Origin of the sequence: Candidatus Protochlamydia naegleriophila (assembly GCF_001499655.1) — a bacterium.
Taxonomy (GTDB): Bacteria; Chlamydiota; Chlamydiia; order Chlamydiales; family Parachlamydiaceae; genus Protochlamydia; species Protochlamydia naegleriophila.
Window position 1 is genome coordinate 588,118 of record NZ_LN879502.1, and the last position, 20,645, is coordinate 608,762.

A 20,645-nucleotide genomic window follows, 5' to 3' on the forward strand; every position below is an offset into this window, starting at 1 on the left:
TTTTAATAGGTTCATTTATGTCATTGCAAACAGTAATTAAGGCTTGCCTTTGTTTAGTTCTATTGAGTAGTTGCTCTTCCTCTTCTAAACCTGTTTCAACGACCTCTTCTCTGTCAGGCGAGTATATTTACCGCCATCATGGAGATTCCTTGGTGCAGGTCGATCCTATGGTTCCTCAGAAGCGCGTCGCCTATCCTTGGGAGGAAAAACAGGTAGGAGCTTATCCCAAAATTACGAAAGATTTTTTCCGTTGTAAGGGGAGTAGCCTGCATCCCGTTCATCTTGTCCAAAAAGAAAAAGAGCTTGTCCGCTACTACGACTGCGGCGGCCCGCAAAAGCATAGCTTGCCTCTGAGAGATCAAAAAGAATTTATTTATCCGATTTTGATCGATCTGCTCAACTATATTCAAATGAAAACCAATAAGCGGGTTGTAATCACGTGCGGTCATTGCTGTCCAGATCACAATCTATATGTCGACCCCTCTCCTTCTTATCAATCGAACAAGCATTTAATTGGAGCAGAAGTCGACTTTTATGTGCAGGGGTTGGAGCATAAGCCTGAAATGGTCATCGATTTAATTTTGGCCTATTATCGAGAGACTCCCAAATACAAAGGATTGAAAGATTTTGAAGAATTCAAGAGGTATGAAAAAGAGGACAGTAAAGTTGTAACGCCTCCTTGGTACAACAAGGAAGTCTTTGTAAAGTTGTTTAAGAAGAGCGAGGGGCGCGATTTAGACAACCGCCATTCCTATCCTTACCTGTCGATTCAAGTACGCTTTGACTGGGATACGAACGAGAAAGTCAACTATTCTTGGGATAAGGCATTCCGCAATTTCCATCGTTGGTGAGAATAGTAAATTTTAAGCTTTGACAAAATTGCTCAAATGATTATACTTCTGGCATAATCTAAGCCGATGTGGCGAAATGGTAGACGCGGTAGACTCAAAATCTACTTCTAGCAATAGAGTGCTGGTTCGAGTCCGGTCATCGGCAGCTTAACCGAATAGTTCGAAAGAGCTATTCGGTTTTTTTTTAACCTATTCAAGCTGTAAATATGGCTACTTTTAATATCCATTGTGATGATCCCTGGTTTTCTTATATCCGCCAAGGTGTCAAGCCTGTTGAAGGACGAAAAAAAACCCACTCCTATAAGCGTATTCAAGTAGGCGATAACATTAACTTTTCTAACGGAACCGACAGCTTCATGGCAAAGGTCACCGAGATTAGAGAGTATGATACAATCGAGCAATACCTCGAAGATGTCACCTTAGAAAAAGCCTTGCCAGGTATTGCCACACTTGAAGAAGCGCTGGGAATTTACTACCAGTGGAGTCCAAAAGAAAAAATCAGTCAGTATGGCTTCTTAGGTATTTTCATTCATCCCGTTTAAACACTTATTTTCCCAAAAAAGCAAGCCAGCTGTTTTTTTTCAATCCCATCGCGAAATGAAGCATTAATACATTTTAGCCGTTCTTCAGGTGATTTTTTATTACGAGAGTTTTTAGTAAGGTTATATTTTAATTTTTCAGAAAATTCATAGCTTATCCTTTGCAAAGGCTCAGTTTTTTTGAATGCTTCTTCCTCATGTGAAACTTTCAAGAGTTTTTCCCCCATCAGATTTGGCTAGATTAGCCACAAGTTCTAAGATTTCTCTTTATGATACCAATATGCAATAAAAACGGTCAGTAACACAGATACTGTTTCTAATCATCAAAAGTATTTAATCTATTAAAATTAAAAAGGTTGTAAAATTTTACTTGGAATTCATTACTGTAGAAGTTTTGAACATTTTTACACAATCGATGTTCTATAATATAAAGGGGTAGGACAAAGACGGAGGAGTGATGTTTAGTTGGGTGCGTGAAACCTAGTACAGATATCCCCAGGCAATCGAAAGGGAATTGTAATTTTTCTTTGAGGTGAATTTTCCTCCTCCAATTTGCTCTGGCATATATCCTGACTGACGATTCTCAAAACCATGAGACAAGGTTAAGAAAAAATCATGGTGGTGATGATTATAATTCACTCCGAAAGTGACAAGGTTATAGGCTATTTGTCGACGATAGCTATGGGATATGATGTAAGGGGATTTTCTGGCTAGCCTGAGCCTATGGGAAAAACCAATACCAAACGACAACGTGCTATTCATTTTATAGCCCAGTCCAAGATTGATAAAGGTCGCATCTTGCAATCCACTACCCGAAGACTTATGGGAGCCTCGCTTGTTGGTATTCAACTTTCCATTAGATAAAAGAGCGTTATTCGAATTCGGCAGACTCCCAAAACCAGTCCATAGGACCTCAAGACGTCCTGCAATTTTTTTGGTAAACCGATAAGTAAAACCGCCTCCTATCGTTTCAGGAATATAATTTTTGGCGTGATGAGGCTCATATCCTCGATATTTCCTATATTGGCCAACATAGCTTTTTTTTATAAAAGCTAGTCCAAAAGTTAAGGACTTCGAGATATTCCATCTCCATCCCAACGTAAGTCCAAGTCCTTGGGAATGATCCATTCCCTTATTTGTGACATGCCCAGGAGACACAGATTTTAGCGGATTATCCGCATTTTGAAAGCCCTGGCGCAAATGAGATAGATAAAAATAGTCCAATGAAAAGCCTACCGAGTGCTTTTCATTGAGCTTCAATGAAAAAATAGAAGAAATGGCCTGGGTTTTATCTTCTAAAAAAATGGGTGTCTTACCCGCAATCGGAATGGCCTTTTTTGTTCGTACCTTTATATAACCAGGGGTCGTATAGGTGGCAAGGCTAAACGAACAATCATATCCTTTTATTTTTCCTACTTTATGAATGGCTACATCCCCTGTAGACAAATACTCAGCCTTGTAAGTCTGATTGGTTTTTCCTGGATTAAAAAGAGGATTGTTATTTTTGTTATCGAGTGATGATTGTTGATGAACCAAAAACACCCCAACGTCAAAACGATCTTTGATCCATACGGCATTTGCAGGATTGACAACTCCTGCAAAAGCATTATGACCTCCGGAAATGGAGTTAGGGCGTCCACCTGCAACCATCGCATAGGCGGCATTGCCGGCTAAATTTAAAAGAACAATAAGTTTTAGTGCCAAATGGAGGGAACGGTTCATGAATCGCCTGGATTTCAAAATGTTTGGTAACCAAATCAATATATGATTTTTTTTGATTCTTGCAATCGATTCCTTTTTTTGAAGTAGACTAGATTAAAAAATATAGTGCAGGAAGGGGGATGGGCTTCACCTTTGAAAATTTTTTGAAAAGATTTGTTAAATATTTATTTTAAGTGCTATCTGAGAGAATCAAAATGGCAGAGATCCAGATCCGAAGTTATCATCGATAACTATCTTCTTATGGGGCCCATGCGTAGTGGGCGCCGGATAATGGGATTAGCGTCTAATAAAATGAAATATTGGGTTGATGTTTTCGCAACTAGAACTTGGAAAGGAGGAGTCCTTGTGAAGTATTCTATAGGGGTGAAGCTTTGTAATTTTTTTAAAAAAACTGTTTTCTTAGCCTTGCTGTCTTAGGCAATTTCTCCATCAGCCCTGTTTTTTCCAACAGCTCAGACCCGATTGCCATCCTTGGAGGACAAGCAAGCGCTCCTTATGCGGCTTTGCTTAAGGCTGATGGAACGGTCATGGAATTACCCGGGCTGCCTTCAAGGGGGCTCACCTATAGAGTTGCGATTAATGCCAAGAGGAAAGGGATCATTGGGGGAACGAATGGGGTAGATGCCTATGCAGCCTTAGTCTTGCCTAATGGAAAATTAAACGTGATTGAAGGTTTGATCGCACCAGGTGAGATCTATACTGTTGCGATTAATCAAGGGGGAAGAGGAATTATTGGAGGAGGGCATTTAGATTCTAACATTCCCTATGCAGCCCTTGTTTCTCCTAAAGGAAAAGCTAAACCTCTTGATTTGCCAGCAACGGGACTGATTTATAGCGTTGCGATTGATGATCATACTAATGAAGGACTCATTGGCGGAAAAGGTCCTTTAAATTCAGCCTATGCCGCCCTGTTTTCGCGAAAGGGGAGTCTAAAGCCCTTGACAGGACTGCCCGAATCCGGGGCGTATTTTTTTGGGTTGCCATCAATCGCTCGAAAGTAGCGTTCATTGGAGGACAAGACAGCGATTCTGTATACGCTGCATTTGTTTCTCGGAATGGGGCTGTGGCCCCCATCGCTAATCTGCCTCAAGGGCTTAACTATAGCGTTGCAATCAATGCCTCTGGAGCAGCAATCATGGGGGGCGCCTCCCATTCTCTCCCTTATGCTGCTCTTGTATCACGCAGAGGTTGTGTCACAACTCTAAAGAATCTACCTTCTACGGAAGGAGTTATCTATAACGTTGCAATTAATGAATCGGGGACGGGGCTTATTGTGGGATTCTCTGCATCAGGCCCCTATGGGACTTTGGTCTCCCCTGATGGTACTTTGACGCCATTGAAAGGGCTCCCAAGCGGTGAAGGCTTCCTGGACGGTGCAGCGCTCCACTCTTCCGGATTTGGGCTCGTCGGAGGAGAATCCTATGGTGTTCCTTTCGCGGCATTAGTAGCGCCCAATGGGTCCTTAACATATCTCAGCGGCCTCCCAGAAAATGGTGCTATCAATAGTATTGCCATTCCGATGCTTGATCAGCTGCTGCCTAAAATGATAAGCCTCTTTGATAACTGGGCAGAGTTTGCTTTACGAGAGACTGCCATTCCACATGCTGATCTTTACCAAGTGATGTGTACTGATGAGCTAGCGCAGTGATCAATGGCTTGTGAAGGATGCAGCGGAATTAAAAGGCTTTGGAGTCAATAGATCCAGGATGAATGCGTCCAAAAGAGCATTGAATGTCTCTGGTTGGTCGACAAATAGGGCATGGCCGGCCGATTTGATGACTGCTAGACGGGCATGAGGCAGCAAGGCTTGCATTTCCTGCATGTATTCGAGACGAGGCCCCTCAATTGTTGCAATGAGTGTGGGAATATTGAGCTTGGGCAACAAGGGGCGAAAATCTTGCAAAATGTAGTTGTTCATCAAAGCCATGACCGTATTGGTTGGCATTCTTAGAGCCGTCTCATAGAGTTTATTTAAGTATGCCTCAGAATGAGGCTGATTGAAGATGAGCCTGATGAATTCTTTGGTCTTGGCAACGCGATCTACTTGAAACTCGGACCAATACTCGACCGTTGAGTTGTAAAAAGGCACAGTAGAATCGATTCCAGCGAGCCCATCGATAAGCACGAGCCCTAGCATATCCTTCGGTCTAAAGTGAGCGGCATAGTTGATCGCTTCAGGAACTCCAAGAGACCATCCAATTAAAACGAGATGCTTCAATTTTAAGTGGTCTGCAACGGCGGCAATATCTTTGGAGCGTGAAAAGGCATAATGCCCCTCGGTTGAGGAGCCTGACTCTCCCTGGGATCTTGGATCCATAGCAACGACGCGATAGGTTTTAGAAAAATGGCTAAGTTGTTTTTCCCATATCCAAGCAGGCATCATGACTCCGGGTACAAACAGAAGGGATCCTGCCTTGGCTTCCTCGACGCCATTAGTAACATAGTGGATATTGACTCCTTGGCTCTCCACATAGCCATCAATCCAAGCTGCCATAATAACCTTTTCTTTAGGCTGTATCTAATTAACCAATTTTGCCTGTTATTAACTTCCTGTTATTACATATACAAATTTGGAATTAAAAGTAAAAAACGAATGATTATTGATTAAATCACTCGTTTTTTAGACAGCGGAATAGATTGGCTTTCCATGCGCTGCGAAAGATGCCCGCCTGTTTATCTTCAATGTGGTATATGGCGTGAATCAGTTCATGGACGAGGCCGGATGGCAATGGGATAGCCATCAAGCATGCAGTGGCTGTCTCTTTCTTTACTTAAATAATCGCTGAGTAAATTAATAATCCTTTTGAATAGTCTTCTAACAGGTCTTAATCTAGAACGATCAAGAAGAGCTTGATCGACAGTTTCATTAAAGCGGGTAGCATAGGCATTGTCATCGGAGTCTTTTACAAGAACCTGAGACAGCTGCTCTCGTATTTTAATCGGCTTAGCCTCGATCTCTTTGTCTTTTGTAGGAGCTTTTTCTACTGTCAGAACTTCAATTTTTTGTGAATATTCATAGGTGGGGAGTTCCGAGGTGGGGAGTTCCGAGCTTATGCTTCAGGCATCTTCATTAAGAAATTGTTCATAGACTGCTATCACGTCTTGTGTGACTACTTTATTGCTGAATACGCCTTTAATAGGATCATGAGCGGCTTTTAAAGCTGCAGTCACCGTTTCTCGGTTAAGTTTTTGATCAGGATCACTTTCTCTCATGCGAATGTCTGCAATAACCTCTTCTGGCTCAGGTGAAAAATTGGCTAAATCTGGCTTTTGTTCTTTAGTCAGAATAATGGCATTTCCATGTGTTCCACCGGGTAAAAACTGCCTATCTGTGACTATTCCCCACTTAGCGAAAGTGATGCAGCCATTGGCAAGCAGATTAATGATGGCAGAGGCGTTATTGGCAAAGCCTTTGTTATCAGGTTTGTATGCATATTTGCTTCTCGATACCAAGTCTTGCCATTCTTGTTCGCTAAGATCGATGTGAAATTCAGCAGGAAGGGCTTCAGGCCTATTTTCTTTTTGTAAAAGATGGATCATTTGCTTGAATGCGCCAAAATGAATCGGATCTTGATCCCATGCCTGTTTGAGTCTAGTTGTATCTTCTTCATTGAGCGCTAAAATGGGGGTTGCAAGCCTCATAAAATAATTAAAAGAGGTCGGTTTACCGGCAATGAGAACTTTACACCCTTCTGGTCCATTATCCTTAATTTTTTGTGCCAGATAAACAGCCTGTTCGAACCCTTTATTTGGGCGTATGAGGCCAAACGTGATAATATTTTTATCTCTATTGAGAACCTCTGCTACTGAAGGAGGAGTATGGATAGTAACGGTAATCGGAACGGCGGAGACAGAATGTTTGTCCAATAGCTCGTTTAGATTCCTTTCAGAAAAATTAACGGCATGGGAAGCATCCTCTTGGTTTAAAAAAACAACCTTATCTGCTTCTTGAAAGTACTCAAATGCCTGTTCTTGATACCAAGGCCTATGGTTATTGAGCTGCCATTCATGGCAAGTGACGATGACTTTAATGCCTTGTTCTTTAAGCTGTTTTAAATCCTCAGGCAAAAACAGGCATCCCGTTTCGGGAACTCGGAGCTGTAGGTGAAAAATTTTTGGGCCATCAAAAGATAACAAGTGTGAGATGACATTAGCAACAGCTTGCTTGCGTTTATCATCATCGACGATTTTTCTGCGCTCTCCATAGCCTGCATAGGTGATGTCTTTAGGATCATATAAGGGTGCGCCTTGTGCAACTGTTGAACCTGTAATGTAAGAAGCGTTTATCTGCTCCTCTTCCAATAGATCAACCATCTTCTCTGCATAATCGGTATCGCCCGTATGCTCGCCTTCAAAAGGACCGGAGAAGATAAACACATGAGTAGATTTAACAGCCTCTCTTAAGCTTGTGCCATTTGAAGGGCTAATCTCAGAACCTGTCAGAATTAATTGCTCCAAAGAGTTCTTCGCATCTTCAATTAAGGTCTTGGTCTGCTGATACTCTGACCGCACGCTTCGAGAAAAAAAGCGCATGAGTCGGGCAAGAATTCCGCTATGCTTGGTGAGATAAGAAGAAGCAATGGCGTCAAAGCAGTTTCTTAATGTATGAAGTGTTGGGAGGCTAATCGCGCGATTCTCTGCGAGTATAGACTTAACGCACCGGCTCACTTCCTTTATCGAAGTGGCTTTAGCTTGCGCAACGCTCCATTTTTTACCGTCAATTTTTATATAAGAATGAGAGGTATTTCTATTATTAATAGAGTCGGCCGTATGCGTAATAACGCTAATTACTTCATTTAAATTAAAATTTATCATTCTTTTTCAATTTTATTGATGATGACATGCATTGTATCTAGTAACTAATTTTACCCTCTGGGGTGCTTTTGGGATTTTAAGATTGGGTAAGGATTGCATAAAAACAGTGAAACGAAAAAGATTCTGGTCTATTTTGACAGTAAATAGGTAAAGTTTTTTATGACTTTGGATGGCGAAAAATCTAGCGGGGAAAGCTCGCTCCGTTTCCCTCTTACTTCCTACTTTATTCTTGCTTATCTTCTTTCTTGGCTTGTATGGGGATCATTTGTGCTTTCTCGAAATGGGGCAGGCCTCCTGCCATTTAACAGCCCGATGCCTTTTCTGCCGACCGTTGCTCTTGGAGCGTTTGGGCCTTCTTTAGCAGCGCTCATTGTCATTGGAATGAGTGAAGGATGGATAGGGATCAGGGATTTTTTGAAGCGGATCATGCTTTGGCGTGTTAGGCTTTGGTGGTATTTCTTTGCGCTGATCGGCATCCCCTTGATCATGACGCTTGGATCGGTCATCTTGCCAGATGTTTGGACCTCTTTTACTCCCATAAGATGGGATACACTGTTTGCCTATGCCTTGTTTTTTATTTATCCTGCGCTGATCATAGGCGGTCCATTGGGAGAAGAGCCTGGCTGGCGTGGTTTTGCATTACCCAGACTGCAAAAACGGTATGGTCCTTTAATGGGCAGCATCATCCTTGGGTTGCTTTGGAGCCTTTGGCATATGCCGATTTGGTTCAGTGGGCAGTGGACGAAGCCCACTATTCCCAATATTGCTCTATACATGACGTGGATCGTAGGTGTATCCATCATCATGACCTGGATTTTCAATCACACGAAGGGAAGCATCTTCATGGCCATTGTGGTGCATGCTTCGGTCGATGCTTTTCCCAATGCGATTCTTTGGCCGCTCTTTCCCGAACTTACCCAATTGACCGATTACAACTTTTTGTATGGTTATCTCGGACTTGCCATCGGTTTCGAGGCTGTGGCATTAGTGCTCATTGCGTTGACGCGCGGCCGTCTGGGCTATCGCTTTTCAAGCAATTCTTTGCAATAGCTTCGCGCGAAATGAAGGAACTGAATGGGGTCCTCTACTAGAGAAGCGACGCCATCCAGTTTTTTTATGAACTCATTTGATGGAGCCAATGGTGCGATCTGCATCAGCACCGCTTATGAGATGGGTCAGTTCTTTACACAGCACGATTTTTCCGTTTTCCAATTCGAAATAAGCAATCACTTGGATCTCTACGACGCTTCCATTTTTCTTAACTGCACTAACTCTATGAACGGTGCAGACCTTATCCGGTTCTGCGAGCGAATGTTGGATAGTCACTGTTGCAGATTTAAGGAGGGTTTTCTGAATCGTCATGTGCTGAATAAAATCTTTGTAATCTAACACATGCCCATCGACATGTTGAGTATAGGATGGAGAAAAATAATGTGAAAAGACCTCTTCGCCAGCCTCCATGTTTTCAATAACCTCTTTTAAAGCCGTCTCAATATAGACGGCTAAATCTGTTTTTTCATCTACATGATTTCCTCTAAACATTTGACTCCTCATATGCTATCTTTGATTTACTTAACGTTCATTCAATGGAATATATGTATAGCATTGACTGAACGATCATTCAACAAAAAAAAGGAATTATGAGTTCTAGAATTGATACAAAACGTGCTGTTGCAGCGGCGAAAACGCAAGAAAAAATATTGAAGGCGGCTTGCCATTTATTTGTAAAAAAAGGATTTGATGGAACATCCATTAGCGAAATTGCCAAAAAAGCGCAGATTAATCAGAGTCTTATCTATCATTATTATGCATCAAAAGAAGAGCTATGGAAGAGCGTTAAAAGACAGTTGGTGGGCTCTTATGTGGAAAAGGGCGGGTTAGAATTCGATGCGGGCCGGGGTTTACGAGATATTTTAAAGCATATAGTGCATAGCCGCTTTGAATTTTATGAAAGGCATCCTGAGATTCTCCGCATGCTATCATGGCAAAAACTTGAGCTCACGAAAGATAAGCTCGCTGGTGGCACCCCATTCTCGCCTGACAATTGGAAGGAGCCATTGACGCAGCTTCAAAAACTGGGTCAGATTCGCAAAGAAATAGATATAGACATGATGAGTTTGTTTATTACGAGCGCCATCAATGGTGCGTTAAGCGAGGATTATCTGGATCTTTTGAAAGACCCCAAAGCTAAAATGGGCTATTTAAACATGATTGTTGAGTGCTTGATGCGTTCATTTAGCGTAGCGTGATTGTATAGCTGTTTGATGTAATCGCTCCTGCGGGATAGACAACCGCTGACTCCACTTCAAACATGGGTGTTCAATCCATTCATAAAAAACATGGGCGGCTCCTATTGCGACTAAAATTCCTCCGGCTAAAATCAGCGTTGCTTTAGCAGGATAAATATCACCCGCACGCTTCGAGACAAAATTAATAAAATTTGAACTGGCCAGCCAGTGAATGAGGTAAAGACTATAAGAAATTTTGCCTAAGTATTGGAAGACGGGATGGCCTCTCCAGGTTGTTAAGTAGTCATGCCTACCCAGTAAGTGAATCATTGCTGCAATCGATAAGCCAGCAGCCATTTCTTTTTGCAAGCTTGCCAATATATAGACGAATACTATGGCATAGTAGCTATAGAGCCATGTCCTTTGAATCCACCCAATTTTTTCCCAGCACGTGGCAACCCCCAGAAAAAATAGATACCAATAGTGAAGGGCGAATGGATTGTAAGGATAAATCGCAGAATAGGGGAATATAAGATTTAAATTCTGCTCTAGCGAGAGGAACAAGAGAAAAGCAAAAAAGAGAGGAAATGCTCGCGATGCAATGAGCTGAATTTGTTGTTGGTAGCTGGCAATAAGACTTATGCGAAAAATGGTGGCTAGCATAAGAACAAAGAACAAATAGAGCTGTAGCTCCATACAAAGGGTCCATGAAACGGGATTGATCGATGAATGGTCAAAAAAACCTTGTAAATAAAAAATATTGCTAATGATTTCAGCGTTTTGAAAAACAGATTCATCTTGTTTGGCAACCAATTTTGCAAACAGCAAGCTGCTGCTAATCATTACAAATAAAGTGATCCAATAGGGTGGATCCAAGCGGATAGATCGCTTAATAAAAAACAGTTTGCAGTAGTGAAAGGAAATAAAAGATTTTCGCACGCTATAGGCAATGACAAAGCCGCTAATGATAAAAAAAATTGTGACTCCAGAATGTCCTGAAAAAATGAGTTTGTGAAGCCAATCGGGGTAAGTAAAGCCAGTTTTGGCATTAAGCATCTGATAGTTATGCAGAATAACAATTGCTAAGGCTGCAATTCCTCTAAGCGCATCTAAAAAATGAAATCGTTCTTGGGGATTGGCAGGCGCCATAAAACAGCCTTTTTAAGGTTTAAATTGCTTTTTGATTGGAGTGTTTTTAACAATTTGATTCATGAAAGTAAATTGAAAAAAGAAGCGATCACTTTTCGCCTTCGGCTATAGGGTTGTAGCTGGCACTAAAGGCTTTCATTTTAGGATTTCCCAATTTTTTTGATTTCAATATTTGTCCTATTCATAAAATGATATGTGGTTATTTATATAAGCTTTATTTGCGCCTGGTTTAAAAACTTCTAAGTGGTAATGTGGAATGTTTGGATCGTGAAGACCTTGTAAAGCGAAAACCTCTTAATCCATTTGTACTTCTAAAAAATCCCGCTATTTGATTTACCAAGTGGCTTATAATCGGGCCCAAGAAATTTTATTCCAGACTTCAACGCTTCATCGGCTGAAACTCTGTATTTACTTGACATCAGACCCGAGCCGTTTAAAGTTTTTTGGATTTATAGCATCAATTCTACAAAAATTCATCTCTTTTGGAGCTGGAGAACTTAAGTTTGTTGTTGATCCTGCTATACTTCCACGAGATATTCCAGGTTTGGAAATGTATTTAGCTTCTAGTTTTAAAGCTCAGGCAATCCAGTCCTTGCGGCTTTGACGACTCCCGCAGCTCCTTTGGCCAGTCCATAGTCCTCCGTTGCTAGTGAAGTAATTTCTAAGGTTGTCGTGGTTGGACTTCGAAAGGCTTGATAGGTGACATGATTAGCGTTGATTACTATGTGATTATAACCATCTCAATGGTAGCGAAATTAGAAGGATATAAATAACAAAAGCCAAATCTTGAGTAACTGTCAACCTTGCTGCGGATGGAGTAAAAACCATCGCTGAAGAGCGTGCTTCCGTCCAAATAAAACCCGATGGCCAGACGATTCAAATCAAAGCTACAGGTGAAAACTTATAAGAAACAGGGATGGTTCTTCATTTGAAATAAAGCCTGAACACGGATCGAAGAGGGTGCGAGAAAAGTTTTTTTTCATTTGTTGGTAGATTGCTTGCTTGGGTCTTGCCGTTTTGTAATAAGACCAAGGGTATATCACTCTTAACCGTCTTTTGAAGGTATTAGTAAGGGCTATTCTTGAGTTTTTTGTCCCGATTAGCGAATATTTTGACAATATTCGCTAAAAACAGCAGCGACCTCTTCTGGATTTTCAATCCATGGAAAATGGTTTGCCTGACTAATTTCACGCATGGTGATATTGGGTCTACTGAAGGCTTCATTCTGCTTAAAAAGGCTTAAAGACGTCATACGGTCTTGAGAGCCTGCCATGATCAGGGTTGGTATGGTCTTAGGAATCCACAGTGCCTGATAAGTGGAGTCAAAGTTTTTATCTGACCAATTGCACGTTTCGACATTGTAGGGAAGATTCTGCAGCATTGAGAGCCCTTTTTGTAGGCCCTGTTCTGTGAAAAAGTAGGAGGCTGAAGTGAGAGTCATTTCTTTTAAAATGGCAGGAGTTGAGTTTTGCATATAGAGTTGATGCAAATGCTCTAATGCTGGCATTGGGGACGCCTTCATCATTTCTCCCAGAGCTATTTGCCAGGAGGTGTCGGGAGCAGAGTCTATTAAGACAAGGCCTGTTAAAGCGTCTTCGAGCAAAGGCGTTGCTAACGCATACATGCCGCCTGTCGAATGTCCCACTAAAATGACATGTTCAAACACATTTACAGCTTCTAAAAGCGCACTGGACCAATGCTTAAAGGCCTCGGTATTATTAGCTGCCGTGTTAGATCCATCGCCTGGCAGATCCAGGCACCAGAGAGATCCAGGAAGGTTCAAGCAATCGATTAATTCATGCAGCGACTCGGAGCCAAGCCCGGGCCCGCCGGGAAGAAAGAGCCAATTGAATGGGACTCCTTTTTCAGATTTGACGAATCGGAGGCGGGAGCCGAGCTTAGTCCAAACAGCGTTTTTATGCATGCGAATCCTAAAGTTTTGCAAAGAAGTCTATTAATACGGTTATTTTAAGAGAGGTATTTTAAAGCATAAGTTCTGTAACATGCTATGGAAAATACAAGCTTGCGCCTTTTATAAGGCCTTAGACGAAGCAAAATCTCGTGGCTTATGTTTTTGCTTTGATGCCTATGTTGCATCATCGGAAATGGGCACTGTCGCCGGCTGTGACGTCAAAGGTTGCTCCCGATATTAGGTGGGCGGCATCGGAGGCTAAAAAGACGACAAGCGGAGCCACATCGTCGGGATCGATCCAAGGCAAGTTTAAAGGCGATTGACTGGCGAGGATTTGACGAGCTGTTTCCTCATCGGATCCGGTGGGTTGTTTGCTTGCGGCTTGGAGAACCTGGGCGTACCGTTCTTCATGGCGTGTCAGCTCTGTATCGATGAGGCCTGGAATGAGCGCATTAACCGTGATTCCGTACACGCCAAGTTCAAGGGCCGCCGACTTCATCAATCCAATGATTCCCCATTTAGAAGCAGAATAAGCAGCGCCATTTTTTGTTCCGTGCTTGCCTTGTGTCGAGGAGGTGACGATGATGCGGCCGCCGCCTTGCTTGACGAGATAGGGGGCGAAGGCTCGGATGGCTTTGGCGGTGCCCGTCAGATTTACATCCATGTGTATTTGCCAATCGCTATCTTCCATTTCGAGGAGGGGCTTAAAGCCTTGTACTCCTGGATTGGCAAATAGGATGTCGATTCCTCCAAATCGTTGTGCTGCTTGTTGGGCACTCGATTGGAGAGAGGCAAATTCGCGTTGATCAACGATTTGACCAAGCCAGGGCTGACCGGTTGCTTGGACGAGCCGGCCCGTTTCGTTTAAATCTTCGGGAGCGGATGGCTTGACGCCTGAATTGGGAAAGAGGTTTGAGCAGCAATCCAGCCCAACAATTGCAGCTCCCGCATGGGCTAAGGCTATGGCCGCAGAGCGTCCAATTCCTCTTGCCGCTCCTGTTACAATTGCAACTTTACCCGTAAGGCATTGATTAGATGTTGCTTGTCCCATGAACCCTCTTTTAGTTTTAAGTTCTTGCAATAATCCCACCCAATGCATATCCCATGGTGGATTTGAGTCCAATTAAATTTTAAAACTTGCTCTGGGTTTAATGTGAAAAAATATTTTACAATAGGACAGAATAGGCTAATCTAAGCTCAAGATCCTTTATCCTTCAAGCAAGGAGGTTGTCATGATTCGAAAGCTAAAATCAGGCCAGTACCGCATCTATTCGAGATCGACGGATCCCAAAACCGGCAAGCGCCGAAATCTTGGGACATTTGGTACACGTGAGGCGGCAGAAAAACATGAAAAAGAGATTCAATATTTTAAAAGCCGCGGGTAAAGCACGCACAGAGTAACTGATTATAAATTACTTAAAACGTCATGTTTACCTTTTCCCCATTTTCGCCTAAGGTTTGCTGCTGCTAGTTCTAGGGCCAATACCTAGAACGCTCCCTCATAACATGGGCCGTAATCAGGGTCTCCGATTTTTCAATTAGCCTTCTAAATTAACGAGAAGCTCATAAAAGAGATGAATGTTTTTTTTGTTAAATAAAAAATTAGAAAAAATGGCTTTTTCGTTCATATGCTTGCCTGATGATTGTAATATTTAAGGGGGAGTAAATGTCACAAATTGTTCGTTTTAACCGCACAGGCGGACCGGAAGTTCTCCAGATTGAAAATATTGAGGTTCCTCCTCCCGGAGCTGGTGAAGTAAGAATTAGAGTCAAGGCGCTTGGACTCAATCGAGCAGAATCGATGTTCCGATCTGGAACGTATTTAGCCCAACCCCAATTACCTTCGCGATTGGGCTATGAGGCATCTGGTACCATTGAAGCATTAGGCACTGGAGTTACTGGCCTGTCTATTGGCGATGCAGTTAGCGTTGTTCCAACCATTGACCAAGGGAAGTATGGTGTGTATGGAGAAATTGCTACTGTGCCATTTAAATACGTGGTTAAACATCCAGACTCCCTTTCTTTCATTGATGCGGCAGCTGTTTGGATGCAATATATGACCGCCTACGGAGCGCTGATCGACATTGCGAAGGTGGAAAAAGGAGATTACGTGGTCATCACAGCTGCCTCCAGCAGTGTTGGCCTTGCTGCAATTCAATTGTGCAATCTAATCGGCGCGATTCCCATTGCTACAACGCGTACAAGCATTAAACGCAAGTCTCTTGAAAAAGCCGGTGCAGCGCATGTCATTGCTACGCAGGAAGAAGATTTGGCTGCGCGTTTAAAAGAAATAACTCATGGCAAAGGTGCTAGAATTGCCTTTGATCCAGTAGGGGGGAAAACGGTATTAGCTTTAGCCGATGGCATGGCACAGGGAGGCATTCTTTTCCAATATGGAGCGCTAAGTTCTGACCCCACTCCCTTTCCCTTGATGGCAGCATTGACTAAATCGCTTTCCATGCGAGGTTATGTGCTTTTTGAGGTTGTTGAAGATCCAAAAAGGTTCGATAAAGCAAAGCGATTTATCCTGGAGGCTTTGACCTCCGGTAAATTAAAGCCTGTCATAGACAAAACATTCGTGCTTAAAGACATTGTTGAAGCCCATCGCTATTTAGAATCAAATCAGCAATTTGGAAAAATTGTGGTAACAGTTTAAGCTAAAAATTTAGCCTTGGAAGTGTTGAATTTTTTGGCGATAAATAAGGAGTTTTATGAGATATCTGTACGAATTTATAGGGACATTCTTTTTAGTTTTTACTGTCGGAATGGTCGTGCTTGAGCCCAATAGCGCCGGTTTATGGGCTCCATTGGCGATCGGATCTGTTCTAGCTGTCATGGTCTTTGCAGGAGGCCATCTTTCAGGCGGACACTATAATCCTGCCGTCTCTTTAGCTGTTTATTTACGCAAAAAGCTTTCACTTAATGATTTATGGATGTATTGGGTCGCTCAATTAGCCGCTGCCATTGTAGGGGCTTTCCTCGTGCTTTACTTAAAAGATGGCCTTTCTGCCAAGCCACTCGAATTGCACACTGTCAGGGCATTCATCGTAGAATTTCTATTTACCTTTGCTTTGTGCTTTGTTGTTCTTAACGTAGCAACAGCAAGAGATACGGCTGGAAATTCCTATTTTGGCTGGGCAATCGGCTTTACCGTTTTAGCCGGTGCCTATGCGATCGGAACAATTTCTAGCGGCGCGTTTAATCCGGCTGTGGCCTTAGGGGTGACCATTTTAAACTTAAGCCATTGGTCAAACCTTTGGATTTACATCGCTGCTAATTTATTGGGCGGCGCAGCCGCAGCTTTCGTTTTCAACGCAGCTCATTCGGACGAGGTGTATGAGAAAGAGCGCATCAACCGTTTGCATGAGAAGTAAAGTGTAGCTTTTTTCAAGTCTCTTAAGCGAAGCGATCTAATGATGCTTCGCTTTATTTTTTTGCATGCAATTTTTTGACTTTGACCTTCATCTGTCCCTGCCCATTACGCCGGAGTTTTCCTCATGTTTTGCGACTAATCAGCAGTCAATCAGTCATGGACTTAAGGGGATAAAAGTTGTTGTTTCCACTTGCCGTGACAATATTCAAAGTGAAGGACCTCTGAAAATTCTTCAGAGCCAAGCGTATAGAAGCACATCGATATGGCAATAGCGTGGAATCCGCAATAATGATCACTCATGGGAATGTCTCTATTCTCGAATGCGCTTTTTAAATCCCGATATTTTTCAGATAAGGTGGTAGGCGAGGGGATGGCATGGCTTGAAATGGGGGCATAAGCAGTAAAACGCAGTTGCTGCTCGCGGGGAATGGTTCTCCAATAAAACAAATTTTCTTCATCAGTTAAAGCTTTTACATACCCCTCAAGCACAACTTGCCGCTGTTGTTGGGCAAGCCACAGTGTCATGGATACTCGTGGATTGATAGAGAGGTCTCTTGCCTTTCGAGTTTCACGCTGTGTAAAAAAAACAATTCCTTCGCCAGTAATTTCTCTGATAGCCACAATGCGGCTGCGCGGGATGTCTTGCGAGGATGTGGCTAGCACGACGCGGTTTGGGTTATCAGATCCCATCGCCTTTTCTGATTCAATCCAAGCTTTCATTTTTTCCAAGGGATGGCACGTATCAATATGTATCATATGTAGTCTAAAGTTTTGTGGTCTAAAGTTTTGAGATAGGGGCTTGCTCAAGATGCATACCGATCTGCAGAGCGTTAATACTTGAATGCATAAAAATGAGTGAAGGCCGATTAATTTCAAAGCGATTTCAGCAAGCCAGGAGGCCAGTAATAACTTTTTTCTTTTGACAAAAAAAATAAAACGAAGAGTCAGAGGAAAAATGTATAAAAAATTTATTTGACAAAATCATTAAAAAAATCTTTATATGTAAAAAACAACGCAACAAAGGAGTGGCTCATGGATATCGTTAATCTTCTTATTTCTTTAATCAGTGGTGCCGTTGGAGGAAACGTGGCTGGTGCAGCCATGCCGCAAAAGAACCTTGGTACGCTAGTAAATAGTATCGTAGGACTCTTAGGTGGGGGAGTTGGTGATTTTATTTTAAAAGCCTTAGGCGTATTAGCCTCTACGAGTGCAACAACGGCAGCTACTGGGACGCCAGCCGCAACAGGCAGTGAATTCGATTTGGCTACACTTCTTGCCACCATCGGGGTTAGCGGAGTCAGTGGTGGTGCACTTACAGCGATTGCAACTCTCCTTAAAGATGTCATTCAAAAGAAGTAAGCAGGTGATGCGCTTGCATTGAGGATCGAGTTTAATAAGGGTATCTTTCAATGAAGGTGCCCTTACGCAAATGGTTGAATAAAAGAGAATTTCTTCAGCGATTAGATCCAATTAAGTTAACAGTCCAGGTGCCGTGAGCTGGAATGCAGTGGATTAATGAGGCATTGGGAATTTGTCTGACGAGCGGAATTTGAAGCAGCTCACACAGCACTAAAAAAAGCCTGCCATGAGCAATGATGAGAGGCTTCTCATCATTTGCGAGGCATCGATTGAGCCCTTTTGCAATTCGCACTTTAAAACAGTCTCGTGTTTCTACTCCGCGACCTGGGTTAAAAGAGGGATTGCTCTCTTCTATTTCCTCTATTCGATACATTTCAAGGCTAGAAATGCCTTCTAATTGGCCCCAATGCCGTTCCTTTAATTCATCGACGAGTATCAATTGACTATTGGATAATGTTTGCTGAACAATCGAGGCGGTTTCAAGGGCCCTTCTTAAAGGACTTGTATAAAGATGGCTAAAGTTGAAAGAGGCTGCTTTTTGCGCAAGTGCCGCTGCTTCTTTTCTTCCCGCTTCATTTAAAGGAATGTCTGTGTGCCCTTGGCATAGCTGCAAAACATTCCAATCGGTTGTACCGTGTCTCGCAAAGTGGAAAGGTTTTCTTAAAATAGATGTCATGTGTACGGCCTAGAAGGAGTTAAACGCGCTATGATAGTTGTATTTTATTTGAAAAATAAGCGTCAGAAAAGGTATTCTGAACCCTTTTTTGGAGGGGTACGATGATTATTTATGTCTACAGCAAGTGTTCGACCTGTCAGAAAGCGTTGAGCTTTTTGACGCAGAAGAAAATCGCCTTTACACGCAGAGAAATTACCGAGACCCCACCTTCCCTGCAAGAGCTTCAAACGATGCTCGATTATAAAGAGGGCGACATAAAAAAACTCTTTAATTCTTCGGGACAGCTGTACCGAGAGTGGCAATTATCAGAAAAGTTGAAGAGTTTATCTTCCGATGAGGCTCTTACGCTTTTGAGTCAGCATGGTATGTTAGTGAAACGCCCTTTTTTGCTTGGAGAGGGCATCGGATTGACGGGGTTTAATGAAAAAGAGTGGGAAAGCTTGGTTGATTTATAGAGCTTGATTGAAGCGCATATCTGTTTAAAGATTCAGCTGGCGGGTGAAGACGATTCAGCCTGCTTTGTTGGGCTGGTAACACGAGTTTGCTTCTTCCCATTCACGACTAATGTTTTGTTAGGTTTAAGGTGTTTTGATGACTTTAGTAGGAATTTCTTCACTAGAACAGCCGATTCCAATTCAATCTCTTTTGGAGATTGAAGACAAGGCAATAATAAAGACGACATCCTCGGACAATAAAGTGAAGATGTTGGTCTTAGATTTTGATCATACGCTGGCAAAATCAAGAGTGTTGAGCGGCTCTGACGATTTGAACGATTGTTTGTTCAGGCTCAATTTAAAGAACAAGGTTCATTTTAATGCTCATGCCTCTTTGCTTTTTAAATTGCGAGAGGGAGCCTCTTTCATAGCTTGCGAAAATCCAAATAAGGTTAACAGTTTTATCTCACGATGCCATCAGTATGGATGGGAAGTCATTATTTTGACAGCCCGCCCTGAAAATATGAGCGAAATGACAAGAAGGAATCTAGAGCAATCTCGGCTCACTTCGTTGCTTGGCGTAGAAATTATTTTTTCCAAAGGCCCGAAGAAAGACTGTTTCTACGAGTGGCTGCAAAAGCATCCAAGGTGGAGCAAGGTAGAAGAGCTAGACGTTCTTTTTGCTGATGATAAAGCCAGCCATTGCCAGGGAATGTTGAAACTGGCAGAAGTCGTTAAGAAGCCTATTAAAGTCTCGGTGATTTCTTTTCATTATCAAAGAGCGTTAGTGTCCAATGAAGGCCTGTTAACCAAAAAACAAAAAGAAGTGTTAGCTGTGCAGCTCTTGTTTTTTAGAAATGGAAAAGAGCTTCCAGAAGATGATCAAATTGGCACACAAGAGATTAACCAGGCTTTAAAGCATTTTTCATTTCCTGACGAAGTAAACTTGGATTCTTTTTATCAGAGCATTCGCTCATTGGCCTCTGAAAAAGGATGTCCTTTTAAGGACAATCAGAATTAAATCCATCGTAGACAGATGCTCATTTTTTTATCGAAAAAAATGATAAGTTTGTGAACATTCATCTTAAAGCAGCGTCTTAGTTGCCAAACGATGGGAGAAGCATTCGGATGAGACATGTTAATTTACTTTTCTGTTTAAGTGCTTTATTTTTTGCGAGTCCATGTTGTGCTGAAAAAATTATTTGGAGTGGAGAAGTCTATGCCGATGGTACTCCTACTTCATCTATCGGATTGACTTTGCAGCATCATTACCGCATTAAAGTGAGCGGTTATGTCAATCTGGGAAAATGGATTCAAAATAGAGAAAAGCTGGCTAGCGATGCCTGTTACGAGTTTAGCAAAGAGGGGAGCCGTACGAAAACTGTTTCCTTACGCAACAGTAGCGAGATTCCTATATGTGATGACGATTATCATTCCGATCACATTTATGAATCAAAGTCCTTTTTAGCTAAAGAAAATAGGATTCATTTTTGGGTGCATGACACCAACTATGAAGATAATACTGGATCTTTCAAAGTTCAGCTTGTCGAGTTGGATAGTGAGAAGTAGCAGTCTATGGATGAAAAG

General features: G+C 42.3%; 23 protein-coding genes and 1 tRNA gene. 14 read left to right on the plus strand and 10 right to left on the minus strand.

Features of this window, described 5'->3' with window-relative positions; translation table 11 throughout:
• The first annotated feature begins 17 nt into the window (after positions 1 to 17).
• From PNK_RS02340 to PNK_RS02350, 3 genes are all read left to right on the plus strand, one after another.
• Positions 18 to 851, plus strand: a complete 834-nt coding sequence (locus PNK_RS02340; RefSeq protein WP_051981861.1) for a hypothetical protein — start codon at positions 18 to 20, stop codon at positions 849 to 851.
• A gap of 62 nt (positions 852 to 913) precedes the next feature.
• Positions 914 to 996, plus strand: a tRNA-Leu gene (locus PNK_RS02345).
• A 61-nt stretch (positions 997 to 1,057) separates the two neighbouring features.
• The gene (locus PNK_RS02350) at positions 1,058 to 1,393 is read left to right on the plus strand and encodes an ASCH domain-containing protein (protein ID WP_032125071.1); all 336 of its coding nucleotides are present in this window, start codon (positions 1,058 to 1,060) and stop codon (positions 1,391 to 1,393) included.
• Here PNK_RS02350 and PNK_RS02355 read toward each other — a convergent pair.
• Both PNK_RS02355 and PNK_RS02360 read right to left on the minus strand, forming a co-directional pair.
• A complete protein-coding gene (locus PNK_RS02355; RefSeq protein WP_158021670.1) occupies positions 1,390 to 1,602 on the minus strand; it encodes a hypothetical protein in 213 nt (70 codons plus the stop codon). The two genes, PNK_RS02350 and PNK_RS02355, sit on opposite strands and share 4 nt — an antisense overlap.
• 268 nt (positions 1,603 to 1,870) lie before the next feature.
• Positions 1,871 to 3,112 (minus strand): OmpP1/FadL family transporter, encoded by a 1,242-nt coding sequence (locus PNK_RS02360; protein WP_032125073.1) that lies wholly within the window; start codon positions 3,110 to 3,112, stop codon positions 1,871 to 1,873.
• Positions 3,113 to 3,639: 527 nt separating this feature from the next.
• Here PNK_RS02360 and PNK_RS02365 point away from each other — a divergent pair.
• The gene (locus PNK_RS02365; RefSeq protein ID WP_059060060.1) at positions 3,640 to 4,113 is read left to right on the plus strand and encodes a hypothetical protein; all 474 of its coding nucleotides are present in this window, start codon (positions 3,640 to 3,642) and stop codon (positions 4,111 to 4,113) included.
• 62 nt (positions 4,114 to 4,175) lie between these two features.
• Positions 4,176 to 4,760 (plus strand): hypothetical protein, encoded by a 585-nt coding sequence (locus PNK_RS02370; protein WP_059060062.1) that lies wholly within the window; start codon positions 4,176 to 4,178, stop codon positions 4,758 to 4,760.
• Here the strand turns inward: PNK_RS02370 and PNK_RS02375 are convergent, their stop codons facing one another.
• Positions 4,761 to 5,606 carry an alpha/beta fold hydrolase gene (locus PNK_RS02375; protein WP_059060064.1) on the minus strand — a complete coding sequence of 282 codons (846 nt, stop codon included), beginning with the start codon at positions 5,604 to 5,606 and terminating at the stop codon, positions 4,761 to 4,763.
• A gap of 563 nt (positions 5,607 to 6,169) precedes the next feature.
• On the minus strand, positions 6,170 to 7,927 hold the full coding sequence (locus PNK_RS02380; RefSeq protein WP_032125075.1) for a glycosyltransferase family protein: 1,758 nt from the start codon (positions 7,925 to 7,927) through the stop codon (positions 6,170 to 6,172).
• 159 nt (positions 7,928 to 8,086) lie between these two features.
• On the opposite strand from PNK_RS02380, the gene PNK_RS02385 reads away from it, so the two are divergent.
• Positions 8,087 to 8,977 (plus strand): CPBP family intramembrane glutamic endopeptidase, encoded by an 891-nt coding sequence (locus tag PNK_RS02385; protein ID WP_032125076.1) that lies wholly within the window; start codon positions 8,087 to 8,089, stop codon positions 8,975 to 8,977.
• 72 nt (positions 8,978 to 9,049) lie between these two features.
• On the opposite strand, the gene PNK_RS02390 is transcribed toward PNK_RS02385, so the two are convergent.
• Positions 9,050 to 9,469 carry a nuclear transport factor 2 family protein gene (locus PNK_RS02390; RefSeq protein ID WP_051981864.1) on the minus strand — a complete coding sequence of 140 codons (420 nt, stop codon included), beginning with the start codon at positions 9,467 to 9,469 and terminating at the stop codon, positions 9,050 to 9,052.
• 98 nt (positions 9,470 to 9,567) lie between these two features.
• On the opposite strand from PNK_RS02390, the gene PNK_RS02395 reads away from it, so the two are divergent.
• Complete coding sequence (locus PNK_RS02395) at positions 9,568 to 10,176, plus strand: TetR/AcrR family transcriptional regulator (protein ID WP_059060066.1); 609 nt, start codon at positions 9,568 to 9,570, stop codon at positions 10,174 to 10,176.
• On the opposite strand, the gene PNK_RS02400 is transcribed toward PNK_RS02395, so the two are convergent.
• From PNK_RS02400 to PNK_RS02415, 3 genes are all read right to left on the minus strand, one after another.
• Positions 10,159 to 11,304 carry an acyltransferase family protein gene (locus PNK_RS02400; protein ID WP_059060068.1) on the minus strand — a complete coding sequence of 382 codons (1,146 nt, stop codon included), beginning with the start codon at positions 11,302 to 11,304 and terminating at the stop codon, positions 10,159 to 10,161. The two genes, PNK_RS02395 and PNK_RS02400, sit on opposite strands and share 18 nt — an antisense overlap.
• A gap of 1,099 nt (positions 11,305 to 12,403) precedes the next feature.
• Positions 12,404 to 13,228, minus strand: coding sequence for an alpha/beta fold hydrolase (locus PNK_RS02410; protein ID WP_032125078.1), 825 nt, complete (start codon positions 13,226 to 13,228; stop codon positions 12,404 to 12,406).
• A 172-nt stretch (positions 13,229 to 13,400) separates the two neighbouring features.
• Positions 13,401 to 14,267 (minus strand): SDR family NAD(P)-dependent oxidoreductase, encoded by an 867-nt coding sequence (locus tag PNK_RS02415; protein WP_059060071.1) that lies wholly within the window; start codon positions 14,265 to 14,267, stop codon positions 13,401 to 13,403.
• A gap of 181 nt (positions 14,268 to 14,448) precedes the next feature.
• Between PNK_RS02415 and PNK_RS13625 the strand changes: the two genes are divergently transcribed.
• From PNK_RS13625 to PNK_RS02425, 3 genes are all read left to right on the plus strand, one after another.
• Complete coding sequence (locus tag PNK_RS13625) at positions 14,449 to 14,601, plus strand: hypothetical protein (RefSeq protein ID WP_096030672.1); 153 nt, start codon at positions 14,449 to 14,451, stop codon at positions 14,599 to 14,601.
• Positions 14,602 to 14,882: 281 nt separating this feature from the next.
• The gene (locus PNK_RS02420; protein ID WP_059060074.1) at positions 14,883 to 15,872 is read left to right on the plus strand and encodes a zinc-dependent alcohol dehydrogenase family protein; all 990 of its coding nucleotides are present in this window, start codon (positions 14,883 to 14,885) and stop codon (positions 15,870 to 15,872) included.
• A gap of 55 nt (positions 15,873 to 15,927) precedes the next feature.
• Positions 15,928 to 16,590: an MIP/aquaporin family protein gene (locus tag PNK_RS02425; protein ID WP_051981866.1), complete on the plus strand. Its 663-nt coding sequence runs from the start codon at positions 15,928 to 15,930 to the stop codon at positions 16,588 to 16,590.
• Between the two features lie 161 nt (positions 16,591 to 16,751).
• Here PNK_RS02425 and PNK_RS02430 read toward each other — a convergent pair whose 3' ends face one another.
• Positions 16,752 to 17,345, minus strand: coding sequence for a pyridoxine/pyridoxamine 5'-phosphate oxidase (locus PNK_RS02430; protein WP_197560222.1), 594 nt, complete (start codon positions 17,343 to 17,345; stop codon positions 16,752 to 16,754).
• A 276-nt stretch (positions 17,346 to 17,621) separates the two neighbouring features.
• Here PNK_RS02430 and PNK_RS02435 point away from each other — a divergent pair, with 276 nt between their 5' ends.
• Complete coding sequence (locus PNK_RS02435) at positions 17,622 to 17,948, plus strand: hypothetical protein (protein WP_032125082.1); 327 nt, start codon at positions 17,622 to 17,624, stop codon at positions 17,946 to 17,948.
• Positions 17,949 to 18,042: 94 nt separating this feature from the next.
• Here PNK_RS02435 and PNK_RS02440 read toward each other — a convergent pair whose 3' ends face one another.
• Positions 18,043 to 18,624, minus strand: a complete 582-nt coding sequence (locus PNK_RS02440; RefSeq protein ID WP_032125083.1) for a histidine phosphatase family protein — start codon at positions 18,622 to 18,624, stop codon at positions 18,043 to 18,045.
• Between the two features lie 101 nt (positions 18,625 to 18,725).
• Between PNK_RS02440 and PNK_RS02445 the strand changes: the two genes are divergently transcribed.
• The 3 genes from PNK_RS02445 to PNK_RS02455 all read left to right on the plus strand — a co-directional run bounded on the left by PNK_RS02445 (position 18,726) and on the right by PNK_RS02455 (position 20,627).
• The gene (locus tag PNK_RS02445) at positions 18,726 to 19,079 is read left to right on the plus strand and encodes an arsenate reductase family protein (protein ID WP_059060075.1); all 354 of its coding nucleotides are present in this window, start codon (positions 18,726 to 18,728) and stop codon (positions 19,077 to 19,079) included.
• Between the two features lie 136 nt (positions 19,080 to 19,215).
• Positions 19,216 to 20,079, plus strand: coding sequence for a hypothetical protein (locus PNK_RS02450; protein WP_059060077.1), 864 nt, complete (start codon positions 19,216 to 19,218; stop codon positions 20,077 to 20,079).
• A 107-nt stretch (positions 20,080 to 20,186) separates the two neighbouring features.
• Positions 20,187 to 20,627 (plus strand): hypothetical protein, encoded by a 441-nt coding sequence (locus PNK_RS02455; RefSeq protein WP_059060079.1) that lies wholly within the window; start codon positions 20,187 to 20,189, stop codon positions 20,625 to 20,627.
• Positions 20,628 to 20,645 lie beyond the last annotated feature (18 nt).